The 13,224-nt window shown below is 69.2% G+C and carries 13 protein-coding genes; 11 read left to right on the top strand and 2 right to left on the bottom strand.

The window, feature by feature from the left end; translation table 11 throughout:
- From AB0F44_RS20045 to AB0F44_RS20055, 3 genes are all read left to right on the top strand, one after another.
- A partial coding sequence (locus tag AB0F44_RS20045; protein ID WP_357358353.1) for a hypothetical protein occupies positions 1 to 783 on the top strand: 783 nt, incomplete at its 5' end.
- Positions 784 to 855: 72 nt separating this feature from the next.
- The gene (locus AB0F44_RS20050; protein WP_355019886.1) at positions 856 to 1,380 is read left to right on the top strand and encodes a SigE family RNA polymerase sigma factor; all 525 of its coding nucleotides are present in this window, start codon (positions 856 to 858) and stop codon (positions 1,378 to 1,380) included.
- Positions 1,377 to 2,447, top strand: coding sequence for a nitrate- and nitrite sensing domain-containing protein (locus AB0F44_RS20055; protein ID WP_357358355.1), 1,071 nt, complete (start codon positions 1,377 to 1,379; stop codon positions 2,445 to 2,447). Before AB0F44_RS20050 ends, AB0F44_RS20055 begins: the two co-directional genes overlap by 4 nt.
- Positions 2,448 to 2,553: 106 nt before the next feature.
- Here AB0F44_RS20055 and rocD read toward each other — a convergent pair whose 3' ends face one another.
- Positions 2,554 to 3,792, bottom strand: coding sequence for an ornithine--oxo-acid transaminase (gene rocD / locus AB0F44_RS20060; protein WP_357358357.1), 1,239 nt, complete (start codon positions 3,790 to 3,792; stop codon positions 2,554 to 2,556).
- 262 nt (positions 3,793 to 4,054) lie between these two features.
- Between rocD and AB0F44_RS20065 the strand changes: the two genes are divergently transcribed.
- The 5 genes from AB0F44_RS20065 to glmM all read left to right on the top strand — a co-directional run bounded on the left by AB0F44_RS20065 (position 4,055) and on the right by glmM (position 8,374).
- Entirely contained in the window at positions 4,055 to 5,467 is a 1,413-nt protein-coding gene (locus AB0F44_RS20065) for a FlgD immunoglobulin-like domain containing protein (RefSeq protein ID WP_357358358.1), read from the top strand.
- Positions 5,464 to 5,682 carry a hypothetical protein gene (locus AB0F44_RS20070; RefSeq protein ID WP_357358360.1) on the top strand — a complete coding sequence of 73 codons (219 nt, stop codon included), beginning with the start codon at positions 5,464 to 5,466 and terminating at the stop codon, positions 5,680 to 5,682. The genes AB0F44_RS20065 and AB0F44_RS20070 overlap by 4 nt, the downstream gene beginning before the upstream one ends.
- A 273-nt stretch (positions 5,683 to 5,955) precedes the next feature.
- Positions 5,956 to 6,399 (top strand): 50S ribosomal protein L13, encoded by a 444-nt coding sequence (gene rplM, locus AB0F44_RS20075; protein ID WP_350666670.1) that lies wholly within the window; start codon positions 5,956 to 5,958, stop codon positions 6,397 to 6,399.
- A gap of 14 nt (positions 6,400 to 6,413) precedes the next feature.
- Complete coding sequence (rpsI, locus tag AB0F44_RS20080) at positions 6,414 to 6,914, top strand: 30S ribosomal protein S9 (RefSeq protein WP_357358363.1); 501 nt, start codon at positions 6,414 to 6,416, stop codon at positions 6,912 to 6,914.
- A gap of 104 nt (positions 6,915 to 7,018) precedes the next feature.
- Complete coding sequence (glmM, locus tag AB0F44_RS20085; RefSeq protein ID WP_357358365.1) at positions 7,019 to 8,374, top strand: phosphoglucosamine mutase; 1,356 nt, start codon at positions 7,019 to 7,021, stop codon at positions 8,372 to 8,374.
- Between the two features lie 122 nt (positions 8,375 to 8,496).
- Here the strand turns inward: glmM and coaA are convergent, their stop codons facing one another.
- The gene (gene coaA, locus AB0F44_RS20090; RefSeq protein ID WP_355227017.1) at positions 8,497 to 9,462 is read right to left on the bottom strand and encodes a type I pantothenate kinase; all 966 of its coding nucleotides are present in this window, start codon (positions 9,460 to 9,462) and stop codon (positions 8,497 to 8,499) included.
- Between the two features lie 70 nt (positions 9,463 to 9,532).
- On the opposite strand from coaA, the gene glmS reads away from it, so the two are divergent.
- The 3 genes from glmS to AB0F44_RS20105 all read left to right on the top strand — a co-directional run bounded on the left by glmS (position 9,533) and on the right by AB0F44_RS20105 (position 13,210).
- Positions 9,533 to 11,377, top strand: a complete 1,845-nt coding sequence (gene glmS, locus AB0F44_RS20095; protein WP_357358367.1) for a glutamine--fructose-6-phosphate transaminase (isomerizing) — start codon at positions 9,533 to 9,535, stop codon at positions 11,375 to 11,377.
- Positions 11,377 to 11,730: a holo-ACP synthase gene (locus AB0F44_RS20100; RefSeq protein ID WP_357358369.1), complete on the top strand. Its 354-nt coding sequence runs from the start codon at positions 11,377 to 11,379 to the stop codon at positions 11,728 to 11,730. The genes glmS and AB0F44_RS20100 overlap by 1 nt, the downstream gene beginning before the upstream one ends.
- Positions 11,731 to 11,842: 112 nt before the next feature.
- Positions 11,843 to 13,210 carry an NAD(P)H-hydrate epimerase gene (locus AB0F44_RS20105; protein ID WP_357358370.1) on the top strand — a complete coding sequence of 456 codons (1,368 nt, stop codon included), beginning with the start codon at positions 11,843 to 11,845 and terminating at the stop codon, positions 13,208 to 13,210.
- The last annotated feature ends 14 nt before the right edge of the window (positions 13,211 to 13,224 follow it).

A 13,224-nucleotide genomic window follows, 5' to 3' on the forward strand; every position in this document is an offset into this window, starting at 1 on the left:
TGGACCGTCGAAGGCGAGGACGGTCTCGGGATGGTTCAGCTGGCCGTCGGGCCAGGTTGGGATGGAGCCGGCCTCCTGTGCGAGGACCCCGGTTGGACCTGTGAGGACGTCGACCACCCGAGGGCGAAGGTGGCGAGAATCGCGACGCACGACGGTGCACGCACCTATGCCGTCGAGCGATCCGACGGGACGGTCGTCGCGATCACGCTCGACTCGCTGTTCGGCAACAACTCGACGATCCCCGTCTCCGGTGTCGACCTCGGGGCGAAGGAGGTCATGGAGGCCGCAGCCGACCCCCGGCTGGTCGTACCGGAGCTGGATCTGCCGCCTGAGGTCGACGCCAAGGAGCTGGGCAAGGCCGCACTGAAGGCGCTGGTCCCGCCCGGAACCCCGGCGAAGTCGTACGACGGCATGCCGACGCGCTTCGACCACGAGGCCTACGTCGTTCTCACCGACGTCAAGAAGGACATGGCGGACGGCTACTCCAGTGGCGAGCCGGGAACTGTCGACGTGCGGCTGGAGGAGACGCTCAACCCGATCCAGATGGACAAGGCGTGCGATCGCGCGGTCTACAAGCGCTGCATCATCCGCACCGTCGATGGCAGCGAGGTCTTCATCGGGCTCGGCAAGAAGCGTCGCTGGATGGGCAAACCAGCTGACCCGGTGAACCTCGTCGTCTTCCAGGGTCCCGTCTACACCGTCAGCGTGTACGGCGACGGCGCGATCCCGGTGGACCGCGCCGTCGACTTCGTACTCGATCAGAGGTGGCAGCCGAAGGGCTGAGGCGCCCCCAACCGATCGGCGACCGGTTACGTCAATAGGGCGTCGGGGGTTGGAATCGGAGGAGGAGAGACGTTGAGCAGGGACGAGGAGTTCACCGCCTACGTCAGGGACAGACGCGCGCACCTGTACCGCGCGGCTTACCTGCTGTGCGGTGACGAGCATCGCGCCGAGGACATCGTGCAGCTGACGCTGTCGAAGGTGTACGCGGCATGGCGAAAGGTGCGGAAGGCCGACAGCGTCGATGCCTACGTGCGCAGGGTGCTGGTCAACAGCCACCTGGACGAGGGCCGTCGTCCGTGGCGGCGTGAGCGGGCCGGCGAGATCGTCGACCGGCCGGCGCCGAGCGGCCCGGACACCGAGGACCTCGACGAGCTCTGGACCGCGCTGCGTGCGCTTCCCGCAGGTCAGCGCCGAGTCGTCGTGCTCCGGCACTACTGGGGTCTGTCGGTCGAGGAGACCGCTGCCGACCTCGGCATCAGCACCGGGACGGTCAAGAGCCAGACCTCGGCCGCCCTGGCCAGCCTGCGCCGCGCCCTCCGTCCCGGCCTCGCTGTCCCCGACGTTGCCCCCGACGCTGCCCGAGGAGGCCGGCGATGAACACCTTCGACGACGACACCCTGCTGCGCGAGCGCCTCTACCGCATCGGCGCCACGGTTCCGGTCCCGCTCCCGGACCCCTCCGAGGACGTACGCCGCGGCCGCCGCCGCGTGCGCTCGGCGCGACTGCTCACCGCCGCCGGGACCATCATGGCGGCCGGGATCATCGCCATCGCCGGGGTCGCGCTGCGGCCTCTCGTTGCGGATCGGGCCACCGACCCGGCCGTGTCGCCCACCTCCACATCTTCCTCGTCGGTGCGCCGGGCCGAGTCGGTCGCGCAGGCGCTGCCCAGCACGTTCGGCCTTGCGGTCAACCTGATCTTCGAGCGCGACGCTGCCCTCGCGGACGTCCCTGACGTGGTGATGAAGCCGATCCAGGAGCAGACCGACGAGGCCGTCGTTACCTGGACCGCGAAGGCAGAGCAGATCGACGGCGGGGACCAGGAGCTCGCTGACCTCGTCTCCGAGATCCAGCAGTCGTTGGCCGCCTTACCGGAGACGCGATCCATGATGCGTACGGAGGAGACTCGGCTGCAGGGGGCGCTGGCCTTGTCGGCACTCTCCAACGACCTCCTCGCGATCTCGACGCTCGTGCCGTATGTCGGTGACGCCGAGATCGACGCCGAGATCGAGGCGCTCGGCCACCTGGGCCCGGTCTTCCGGTCGCTCGGTACGCAGCGGAACATCATGATGCCTGCACTCGCCAAGCGTGAGGCCATGCAGAGTGCGGGCGCTGCGGGCGCGGATGCTCTCAGCAAGGAGGAGTTCGCCGAGCTTGCTCGGGCCGAGGCTGAGTGGCGACTGTCGCTCTCGGCGCTCTACACGTCGAGCTCGGAACCTCAGCGCGACTCCCTCGACGAGATCACCAAGAAAACTGCCACCAACGGGGCCATCGGGGTCCCCGCGCAACGGGCGGTCAACCAGGTCCTGGCCAACGGCAACCTGGACCGGGTCACGATGACGCCGGACCAGCATGTGGCGTCCTGCACCGAGCTGATCCGCGGGCTGCAGAACGTGGCCGTCGCTGCGGCGAACGAGCTCATCGACGACCTCGCCGAGGTCGACTGAGCCCGGCACGGCGAAACGGCCGAGATGGTAGTTGTGGGCGACGAAAGTAGAGTTTCGTCGCCCACAACTACAGATTCGGCCTGCCAGAACTGCAGGCTCGCTTGGGTCAGGCCGAGACTGCCGCCTCGAGCTGGTCGAGGGCCCAGTGGAGGTCCTCCTCGGCGATCACCAGGGGCGGCGCGAGGCGGATGGTGGAGCCGTGGGTGTCCTTGGCGAGTACGCCGCGGGCCAGGAGGCGCTCGCAGATCTCGCGGCCGGTGCCGACGGCCGGGTCGATGTCGACGCCGGCCCACAGGCCGCGGGAGCGGAAGCCGACGATGCCCTTGCCGACCATGGCCAGGAGACGATCGCGCAGGACCTGGCCGAGCGCCTCGGCGCGGGCCTGGAACTCGCCGGTCTCGAGCAGGTCGATGACGGCGGTGCCGACGGCGCAGGCGAGCGGGTTGCCACCGAAGGTGGAGCCGTGCTGGCCGGGACCGATGACGCCGAGCACGTCGCGGTCGGCGACGACGGCCGAGACCGGGACGATGCCGCCGCCGAGCGCCTTGCCGAGGATGTACATGTCCGGCTTTACCCCGGCGTGGTCGCAGGCGAAGGTGTAGCCCGTACGGCCCAGGCCGGCCTGGATCTCATCGGCGGCGAAGAGCACGTTCTCGCGGGTGCAGACCTCGCGCAGCCCGATCAGGAAGTCGTCGGCGGGGATGACGACGCCGGACTCGCCCTGGATCGGCTCGACCAGCACGGCCACCGTGTTGGGGGTGATGGCGGCCTCGATCGCGGCGAGGTCGGCGTAGGGGACCATCACGAAGCCGGGGGCGAACGGGCCGAAGCCGTCGCGCGCGTCGGCGTCGTCGGAGAAGCCGACGATCGTGGTGGTGCGGCCGTGGAAGTTGCCGGCCATCACGATGATCTCGGCCTGGTCGGCGGGGACGCCCTTGACGTCGTAGCCCCACTTGCGGGCGACCTTGATCGCGGTCTCGACCGCCTCGGCGCCGGTGTTCATCGGCAGCACCATGTCCTTGCCGCACATCGCGGCGAGGCGGGCGGTGAACTCGGCGAACTGGTCGTGGACGAACGCACGCGAGGTGAGAGTGACCTTGTCGAGCTGCTCACGGGCCGCGGCCAGCAGCGCGGGGTGACCGTGACCGAAGTTCAGCGCGCTGTAGCCGGCCAGCATGTCGAGGCAGCGGCGACCGTCGACGTCGGTCACCCAGGCGCCCTCGGCGTGGCTGATCACCACCTCGAGGGGGTGGTAGTTGTGCGCGGAGTGCGCCTCGGCGGCCGCGAAGGCGGCGGGGGTCAAGCTGGTCGCAGCGGTGGCCTGAGCCTCGTTGAGCAGGGTCATCGCACTCCTCCATCTGTGGGGCGTTCTCGGTGATCTGAGCCAAGATCATCTGATTGTCAGACAATCCTACGATCAGGCTACGCCAGATGTCTCATCGTTGTCGTCCGGTCGGCAACGCGACAGAGAACACGGTTGAAAATACGGATGCCGACGTTGCGCCCGGGGGTATAGGTTCCGTCAGCCATCTCGGCCCCGCCTCGCGTTCTCTGGCAGCGAAGCGACCCAGACACCATCTCGGGCAAGAGACTCGGAGGAACCACAGATGCGCATCCGCGCCCTGGTGGCGGCTGCTGCCGTCGCCCTGATCGTGCCGGCAGTGCCGGCCTTCGCGACGGAGACCCCGTCGCCCACGACGGACCCGTCGGAGGCGGCCACCGTCGAGCCGGCGCCGACCCCGGACGGGGCCGAAGAGACGGTAGAGACCGGCGAGACGGACGAGCGGCCGCCGGCCGAGACCCAGCCCGAGCCTGACACCGAGGCGCAGCCCGAAACCCAGGCGGAGACCCTGGTCGAGGAGCCGACCGAGCCCGTACGCACTGGCCTGGTCATCACCGTCCCGACCCCGACGCCGGCTCCCGGCACGACGTTCACCGTGACGTACGACGTCGAGGACCCGACCGTCCTCGGCACCACCATCAACGCCACCTGGTGGATCCTCGCCTCGGACGGCACCACGCAGGACGGTCCGCAGACCACGCCGATCACCCTCGACGCTGACGGCGTCGGGACGATCCAGGCCACGATGCCGGCCGCGATCGGGGCGTACCGCTTCTGGGGTTACATCGAGGGTGACACCGGCGCGACCGAGTCCTACTCGGCCGACCTGGGCTCCAACGACGTCACCAAGCCGGGCATCACCCTGAGTCGCAGCCTCTCCACCTTCTACCCCTACCCCGACGGCTACCGGGACACGATGTCGGTGAAGATGACCTTCAACGAGGTCGTCAGCTACACCGCGAAGGTGGTCACCGAGGGCGGCACGCTGGTGCGTACGCTCGGCTCCTCCTCGAGCTTCCAGGGCGCCAAGACCTACACCTGGAACGGGTACAACAACGCCGGCAACCGGGTCTCCGGCATCTACTACATCCGCGTCGACGCCAAGGACGTGGCCGGCAACGCCAACGCCGCCCGGATCTCCGTCGGCGCGTCGGCCAAGAAGCTGACCTGGAAGACCTACAGCAAGACCCTCACGGCCAGCGACGCCCTGAACTACAAGTACGTCGGCTCCTGCTCCACCCTCAAGGCGCCCGCCCGCAGCGACTGGACCGGCTCGCGCGGCCTGCGCTCGAACGTACGCTGCAAGGCCCCCGCCACCAGCGCCCGGGCGACCGTCCACACCGAGAACGTCAAGTGCCTGCCGAAGTCGGTCGACGGCAACTACCGCAACCTGTCCCTCAAGCACTACGGCGGCCGTCCGAAGGGCTACACGAAGGACGTCTACCTGGTCACCCACGTCCTGCGTCCCTCCGACTGGACGTCGCGCCAGCGTCACCAGTTCGGCAACTCGATCAAGTGGAAGACGATGGCGTCCGTCTCCACGCCCAACAGTCTGATCCAGAACCGTTTCTCGACGCAGTACTGCCCCGCCGTGTGGTGGACCGCCGGGCTCAACTCGAGCTCGCGCTACGACGTCTGGAAGTACTCCGTCGGCATCCAGTACCGCGTGCTCGCGTGACCATGTCGAGCAAGCTGATCCTGGCCGGCGCCGCGGCGGTGCTGGTGGCCGGCGGCGCGTTCGGCGGCGCCCTCGCCCTCACCGGCGAGGACGAGCCGAAGCAGCCGGTCGTCGAGAAGAAGCAGTCCACCCCGCCCGGCCCCGAGAAGCACGCGGACCCGGAGGAGGCCACCGACCTGTACGCCCCCGAGGGTGAGGTCGGCGTCGACCACTAGTCGACATCGAGCAGAAGAAGACGTACGCCGCCGGGCACGGTCCCGGCGGCGTACGTCTTGATTTGTCTCTGCCGTGCGGGGGCTCGTAACCTTGTGAGGTCGTGACTCCTGCCGCGTCCTGATCATTTCGCACGGTCAGGGACGCAGATCCGGATGACTGCCACTGGGAACACACCAGAGGACAGGGCAAGCCGGGCCGTGTTCGTCAGAAGCCACGCAGCACCATCCCGGTGCGCATCCGTGCGCCGGGTCCAACGAACTAAGAAGGCACACGTGCGTACTTACGCTCCCAAGCCGGGCGACATCGAGCGCGCCTGGCTCGTGATCGACGCGGCCGACGTCCGTCTCGGCCGCCTCGCTGTCCAGGCCGCTGAGCTCCTCCGCGGCAAGCACAAGGCGATCTTCGCGCCCAACGCGGACACCGGCGACTTCGTCATCATCATCAACGCCGAGAAGGTCTCCCTCTCCGGCAACAAGGCCAAGACCAAGCTGGCTTACCGCCACTCCGGCTACCCGGGTGGTCTGACCGCGACCCCGATCGGCGAGATCCTCGAGAAGGACGCTCGCAAGGCGATCGAGACCGCTGTGTGGGGCATGCTGCCGAAGAACAAGCTCGGCCGCCAGATGCTCAAGAAGCTCAAGGTCTACTCCGGTCCGACGCACCCGCACGCCGCGCAGCAGGCCGTTCCGTTCGAGATCAAGCAGATCGCCCAGTGAGCCAGGACCAGGACATGACTGAGAACACCGTAGAGGTCGAGGAGACCTTCGAGACCGACGAGCAGGGCCTCGCGTACACCTCCGAGAGCTCCCCGTCCGCCGACACCCCCGAGCGTCCGGCGACCATCGCCCCGGCCGCCGCCACCGGTCGCCGCAAGGAGTCCGTCGCCCGCGTCCGGATCGTCCCGGGCACCGGCGAGTGGACCATCAACGGTCGCACCATCGAGGACTACTTCCCGAACAAGCTGCACCAGCAGATCGCGAACGAGCCGTTCGCCGCGCTGCAGCTCGAGGGCCGCTTCGACGTGATCGCCCGCATCGACGGCGGCGGCATCGCCGGCCAGGCCGGCGCGCTGCGTCTCGGCGTGGCCCGCTCGCTCAACATCGTTGACGAAGAGGCCAACCGCCCGACCCTGAAGAAGGCCGGTCTGCTGACCCGCGACGCCCGCGTCGTGGAGCGGAAGAAGGCCGGTCTCAAGAAGGCCCGCAAGGCCTCGCAGTTCAGCAAGCGCTGATCGCCCAGGCGATCGCCTAGCATTGTTGGGGTGCCTCGGCTCGCCGAGGCACCCCGACTCATTTTTCGGGCGGGGGCCGACGTACGAAAGAAGGTCACACGGACGTGGCACGCCTTTTCGGCACTGACGGAGTTCGTGGTCTCGCGAACGGCGAGATCCTCACCGCCTCGCTCGCCCAGAACCTGGCGACCTCGGCGGCACTGGTCCTGACCGAGGAGCTGCGTGACTCCGGCAGCGGACGCAAGCCGCTGGCGGTGGTCGGCAACGACTCGCGCGTCTCCGGGCAGTTCCTGCAGGCGACGGTGGCCGGCGGCCTGGCCTCGGCCGGCTGCGACGTGATCGACGTCGGCGTGCTGCCGACGCCCGGCGTCGCCTACCTGACTGCGGCCCTCCAGGCCGACCTCGGCGTGGTCATCTCGGCCTCGCACAACCCGATGCCCGACAACGGCATCAAGTTCCTCCAGCGCGGCGGGCACAAGCTCGACGACGTGCTCGAGGACCGGATCGAGGCCCACCTCGACGAGCCCTGGGACCGCCCGACCGGCGCGTCGGTGGGGCGGATCTCCTCCCACGAGAACCCCGTGGAGACGTACGCAGCCCATCTGATCTCCACGCTGGAGCGGCGCCTCGACGGGCTGACCGTCGTCGTCGACTGCGCCAACGGCGCGGCCGCTGCCGCAGGCCCGCTGGCCCTGGACCAGGCCGGCGCGAAGGTGATCGCGATCAACGACGTCAACGACGGCCTCTCGATCAACGACGGTGTCGGCTCGACCCACCCCGAGATGCTCCAGAAGGCGGTCGTCGAGCATGGCGCCGACGTCGGGTTCGCCTGGGACGGCGACGCGGACCGCTGTCTGGCCGTCGACGGTGAGGGCAACCTCGTCGACGGCGACCAGCTCATCGCGATCCTCGCCCTCGGGCTCCACGACGCCGGTCGTCTTCCGGACGACACCGTGGTCGTCACCGTGATGAGCAACCTCGGTTTCGTGAAGGCGATGGACGCCGCGGGCGTCCACGTGAAGCAGACCGCCGTGGGCGACCGCTACGTGCTCGAGGAGATGCGCCGGGGCGGTTACGCCATCGGCGGCGAGCAGTCCGGCCACATCATCATGAGCGAGCACGCCACCACCGGTGACGGCATCCTCACCGCGCTCCACGTCCTGCAGCGGATGTCTCTCACCGGGCGTACTCTCGCCGACCTCGCCTCCGTGGTCACCCGCCTCCCGCAGGTCCTGCTCAACGTCAAGGGCGTCGACAAGGCCCGCTGCAAGACCGACGACGGCCTCCTCGAGGCCGTCGCCACCGAGGAGAAGGCCCTCGGCGGCTCTGGGCGGATCCTGCTGCGCCCGTCGGGCACCGAGAACCTCGTACGCGTCATGGTCGAGGCCCCCACCCACCACGAGGCCGAGGCCTGCGCCGAGCGGCTCGCCGACGTCGTGCGCGTGCGGCTCGCTCTCTGATCATTCGTCACACTGGCCACAGGAATACCCGGTTAACAGGGTATTCCTGCACTTCTCTGGCAATGCAACACCCATTAAGTGCAGGGATACCCGGTTAACCGGGTATCCCAACAACCCCGACCCTAGATCTTCCGCAGACGTACATAGCGGACGGAGTGGTCGCGGTCCTTGCGGAGGACGAGGGTGGCGCGGGAGCGGGTGGGGAGGACGTTCTCGCGGAGGTTGGGGCCGTTGATCTCGTTCCAGATCTCGGTGGCGCGGGTGATGGCCTCGTCGTGGCTCAGGGCCGCATATTTCGTGAAGTAGGACGAGGGGTCGCGGAAGGCGGTCTCGCGCAGCCGCAGGAACCGCTCGACGTACCACTGCTTGATGTCGCGCGAGTCGGCGTCGACGAAGACGGAGAAGTCGAAGAAGTCCGAGAGGGCGAGGGAGATGGTGCCGTCGGCGCGGACCCGCGAGGGCTGCAGGACGTTGAGGCCCTCGAGGATGACGATGTCGGGCTTCTTGACCAGCACGGTCTGGTCGGTGACGTCGTAGGTCAGGTGTGAGTAGATCGGCGCGCGCACCTCGTCCTCACCCGACTTGAGGTCGACGAGGAAGCGGAGCAGGGCCTTGCGGTCGTACGACTCCGGGAAGCCCTTGCGCTCCATCAGACCGCGACGCTCGAGCTCGGCGTTGGGGTAGAGGAACCCGTCGGTGGTGACCAGGGCGACGTTGGGGTGCTCGGGCCAGTGGGCGAGCATCTGCTGGAGCACACGAGCCGTGGTCGACTTGCCGACGGCGACGGATCCGGCGACCCCGATGACGAACGGCGTACGTTCCGGCATCGTCTTGCCCAGGAACAGCTCCTGCTGGTCGTGGAGCTTGTCCGAGGCGCTCACGTAGAGGCTCAGCAGCCGGCTCAGCGGCAGGTAGACCTCCTCGACCTCCTTGAGGTCGATCTGGTCGCCCAGGCCCCGCAGCGACTCGATCTCTGCCTCGGTCAGCGGACTCTCGGTCTCGGTCGCGAGCTCGGCCCACGCGCTACGGTCGAGCTCGACGTAGGGCGAGGAGCCGCGGTCATCGCCGTGTGGCCCGGGGTGTGACATGGCAACGATTGTTACGCACATGCGCCGCCGCTTCCTGCTGGGGTCCACGAGAGCCGTAGGATCATCGGCCATGTGCGGCATCGTTGGGTACGTCGGAGACCGGTCGGCGCAGGACGTCGTGATCGATGGCTTGCGGCGGTTGGAGTACCGCGGCTATGACTCGGCGGGGATCGCGTTGATCACTGCCGATGGGCTGGCGGTGGACAAACGGGCCGGCAAGCTCGCCAACCTGGAGAAGGCGATCGCGGACACGCCGCTGCCGGCGTCGACGACCGGGATCGGCCACACCCGCTGGGCGACCCACGGCGGCCCGACCGACGGCAACGCCCACCCGCATGTCGGCCGCACCGGCCGCGTCGCGGTCGTGCACAACGGCATCATCGAGAACTTCGCCGAGCTGCGGGCCTCGCTGGAGACCGACGGACACGAGTTCACCTCGCAGACCGACACCGAGGTGGCCGCCCACCTGCTCGAGCGCGAGGTCGTCGGCGGGGCCGACCTGACCATCGCGATGCAGAAGGTCTGCTCGATCCTCGAAGGCGCGTTCACCTTCGTCGCGATCGACGCCCAGGACCCGTCCCGGGTCGTCGCCGCCCGGCGCAACAGCCCGCTCGTGGTCGGTCTCGGCGAGGGGGAGTCGTTCCTCGGCTCCGACGTCGCCGCCTTCATCGAGCACACCCGCGAGGCGATGGAGCTCGACCAGGACCAGGTCGTCACCATCACCCGCGACGGCGCGACCGTCACCAACTTCGACGGCACCCCCGCCGAGGGCCGCCGCTTCCACGTCGACTGGGACCTCGCCGCCGCCGAGAAGGACGGCCACGACTGGTTCATGCGCAAGGAGATCCTCGAGCAGCCTCGTGCTGTTGCCGACTCGCTGCTGGGGCGGCGTACGCCTTCGGGGTCTCTGCACCTCGACGAGATGCGGCTCGACGACGACGAGCTGCGCGAGGTCACCAAGATCATCATCATCGCCGCGGGGACGTCGTTCTACGCGGGCATGGTGGCGAAGTACGCCATCGAGCACTGGTGCCGGATCTCGGTCGAGGTGGAGCTGGCCTCCGAGTTCCGCTACCGCGACCCGATCCTCGACAACTCCACCCTCGTGGTGGCGATCTCGCAGTCCGGCGAGACCGCCGACACGCTGCAGGCGATCCGGCACGCGCGCTCGCAGCGCTCGAAGGTGCTGGCGATCTGCAACACCAACGGCTCCACGATCCCGCGCGAGTCCGACGCGGTCATCTACACCCACGCCGGCCCGGAGATCGGGGTCGCCTCGACCAAGGGGTACCTCACCCAGCTGGTCGCCTGCTACCTGCTCGCGCTCTACCTGGCCCAGGTCAAGGGCACCATGTACGGCGACGAGATCGACGGCGTGATGACCCAGCTCGAGGCGATGCCCGCGGCGGTCGAGAAGGTGCTGGAGACGGCGCCGCAGGTCTACGACCTGGCCCGCGAGTACGCCGACCGCCGCGCCTTCCTGTTCCTGGGCCGCCACGCCGGCTACCCGGTCGCGCTCGAGGGTGCGCTCAAGCTCAAGGAGCTCGCCTACCTGCACGCCGAGGGGTTCGCCGCCGGCGAGCTCAAGCACGGGCCGATCGCACTGGTCGAGGAGGGCCTGCCGATCTGGTGCATCGTGCCCCCGCGCGGCCGCGACTTCCTGCACGACAAGATGCGCTCCGGGATCATGGAGGTGCGCGCCCGCGGCGCCCGCACCATCGCCTTGGTCGAGGAGGGCGACGACTCGGTCGACTCGGTCTCCGACACGATCATCCGGCTGCCCAAGGTGCCGGTGCTCCTGCAGCCGCTCGTCGCGGTCGTGCCGATGCAGCTCTTCGCCTGCCAGCTCGCGACCGAGCTCGGCTACGACGTCGACCAGCCGCGCAACCTCGCCAAGTCCGTCACGGTCGAGTGATGGCCGTCCTCGGAGTCGGCATCGACGTCTGCGACCTGGAGCGCTTCGAGGAGTCGCTGGAGCGTACGCCGCGGCTGCGGGAGCGCCTCTTCACGCCCAACGAGGCGACGAAGCCGATGGCCTCACTGGCTGCCCGGTTCGCCGCCAAGGAGGCGCTCGCCAAGGCGCTCGGCGCGCCGCAGGGGATGGAGTGGCACGACGCCGAGGTGATCTCGGAGTCCTCCGGGCAACCGCGGTTCGAGCTCCGCGGCACGGTGCTGGCGCAGGCCACGAAGCTCGGCGTCGTCACCGTCCACCTCTCGCTCTCCCACGACGCCGGCATCGCCTCGGCGATGGTCGTCCTGGAGGACTGACGGGGCTTGTTCGAGCCCTTCGGCCCAACCCAGCCAGCGCATTGGCGCGTAGGCTTGGACCATGCGGCGTGCGCACTCGGTTGAGCAGGTCAGAGCGGCAGAGAAGGCCCTGATGGCGAGCCTGCCGGAAGGGGCCCTGATGCAGCGTGCGGCAGCGGGCCTGGCGTACGCGGTCATCGGTCACCTTCGCGGGCGGGGTCTCGGCGGGGCTTACGGGAAACGAGTCGTCCTGCTCGTCGGCAGCGGGGACAACGGCGGAGACGCGTTGTACGCCGGGGCGATGCTCGCGCGTCGAGGGGCGCGGGTCGAGGCGTGGTTGCTGTCGGATCGGGCGCATGTTGGCGGGCTGGCGGCCCTGAGGGCGGCCGGAGGGATCTTGTCCTCGGGGTGCCCCACCAGCCTGACGGCGAATGTCGCCGCCGACGTGGTCGTCGACGGGATCGTCGGGATCGGCGGAAAGCCCGGGCTGAGGCCGGACGCCGAGGAGGCGCTGGCCCTGCTCGCCGGGATCCCGGTCGTCTCCGTCGATACGCCGAGCGGGGTCTGCGTCGACACCGGAGAGGTCGATGGCGCTCATGTGACCGCCGACCTGACGGTCACCTTCGGGACGTACAAGCCGTGTCATCTGCTCGATCCGGCCGCTTCGGCCTGCGGGAAGGTGGAGCTGGTCGACATCGGCCTCGATCTCCCGGCCCCGGTCATCGAGAGCCTCGAGGCCGCTGATGTGGCCGCGCTGATGCCGCGACCTGCGCCCGACGTGCACAAATACAGCCGCGGGGTGGTCGGCCTGCGGGTCGGCAGCGCCACCTACCCCGGTGCCGCGCTGCTGGCCGTCGCCGGCGCGAACACCGGACTGGCCGGGATGGTCCGCTACGTCGGCACCGCCTCGGAGTGGGTCAAGCGGCACAACCCGGAGGTCGTCGGCGACGGCCAGACACAGGCGTGGGTGGTCGGCTCCGGGAGCGCCGACGGCGCCAACAGCGCGCTCGCGTTCGCCCGAGCGAGCGGCGTACCTCTGGTCATTGACGCCGACAGCCTGCGCGCGCTGAACGGGCCGCTCGGGGTGCCCGCGATCCTGACGCCGCACGCGGGCGAGCTCGCGACGCTGATCCGGGAGGATCGCGGCGACGTCGAGGCACGTCCGCTGCACTACGCACGGCTCGCGGCCCAGCGGTTCGACGCGGTGGTGCTGCTCAAGGGGCGGCGTACCACGATCGCCTCGCCCGACCCCGACACGCCGGTACGGGTCAACACGACCGGCACCTCCTGGCTGGCCACCGCCGGCTCGGGGGATGTGCTGGGTGGGCTGATCGGCTCGCTCCTCGCCGCCGGGCTCGCTCCCATCGACGCCGCCTCGGCCGGCGCCTGGTTGCACGGCGCGGCCGCCACTCTCGCCAGCGATGGCGGGCCGGTCACCGCGAGCGGGGTCGCCGCGGCGATTCCCGCCGTTATCCGGTCCCTTCCTGCTGTCTGTAGTTAGCACGAACTATCCTT

Origin of the sequence: Nocardioides sp. NPDC023903 (assembly GCF_040639295.1) — a bacterium.
In the GTDB taxonomy this organism is placed as follows: Bacteria; Actinomycetota; Actinomycetes; order Propionibacteriales; family Nocardioidaceae; genus Nocardioides.

Coding starts and splice junctions, on each gene's coding strand:
- AB0F44_RS20055 (WP_357358355.1), top strand. CDS start 1,377: ATGAACACCTTCGACGACGACACCCTGCTGCGCGAGCGCCTCTACCGC.
- rocD (WP_357358357.1), bottom strand. CDS start 3,792: ATGACCCTGCTCAACGAGGCTCAGGCCACCGCTGCGACCAGCTTGACC.
- AB0F44_RS20065 (WP_357358358.1), top strand. CDS start 4,055: ATGCGCATCCGCGCCCTGGTGGCGGCTGCTGCCGTCGCCCTGATCGTG.
- rpsI (WP_357358363.1), top strand. CDS start 6,414: ATGACTGAGAACACCGTAGAGGTCGAGGAGACCTTCGAGACCGACGAG.
- coaA (WP_355227017.1), bottom strand. CDS start 9,462: ATGTCACACCCCGGGCCACACGGCGATGACCGCGGCTCCTCGCCCTAC.
- glmS (WP_357358367.1), top strand. CDS start 9,533: ATGTGCGGCATCGTTGGGTACGTCGGAGACCGGTCGGCGCAGGACGTC.
- AB0F44_RS20100 (WP_357358369.1), top strand. CDS start 11,377: ATGGCCGTCCTCGGAGTCGGCATCGACGTCTGCGACCTGGAGCGCTTC.
- AB0F44_RS20105 (WP_357358370.1), top strand. CDS start 11,843: ATGGCGAGCCTGCCGGAAGGGGCCCTGATGCAGCGTGCGGCAGCGGGC.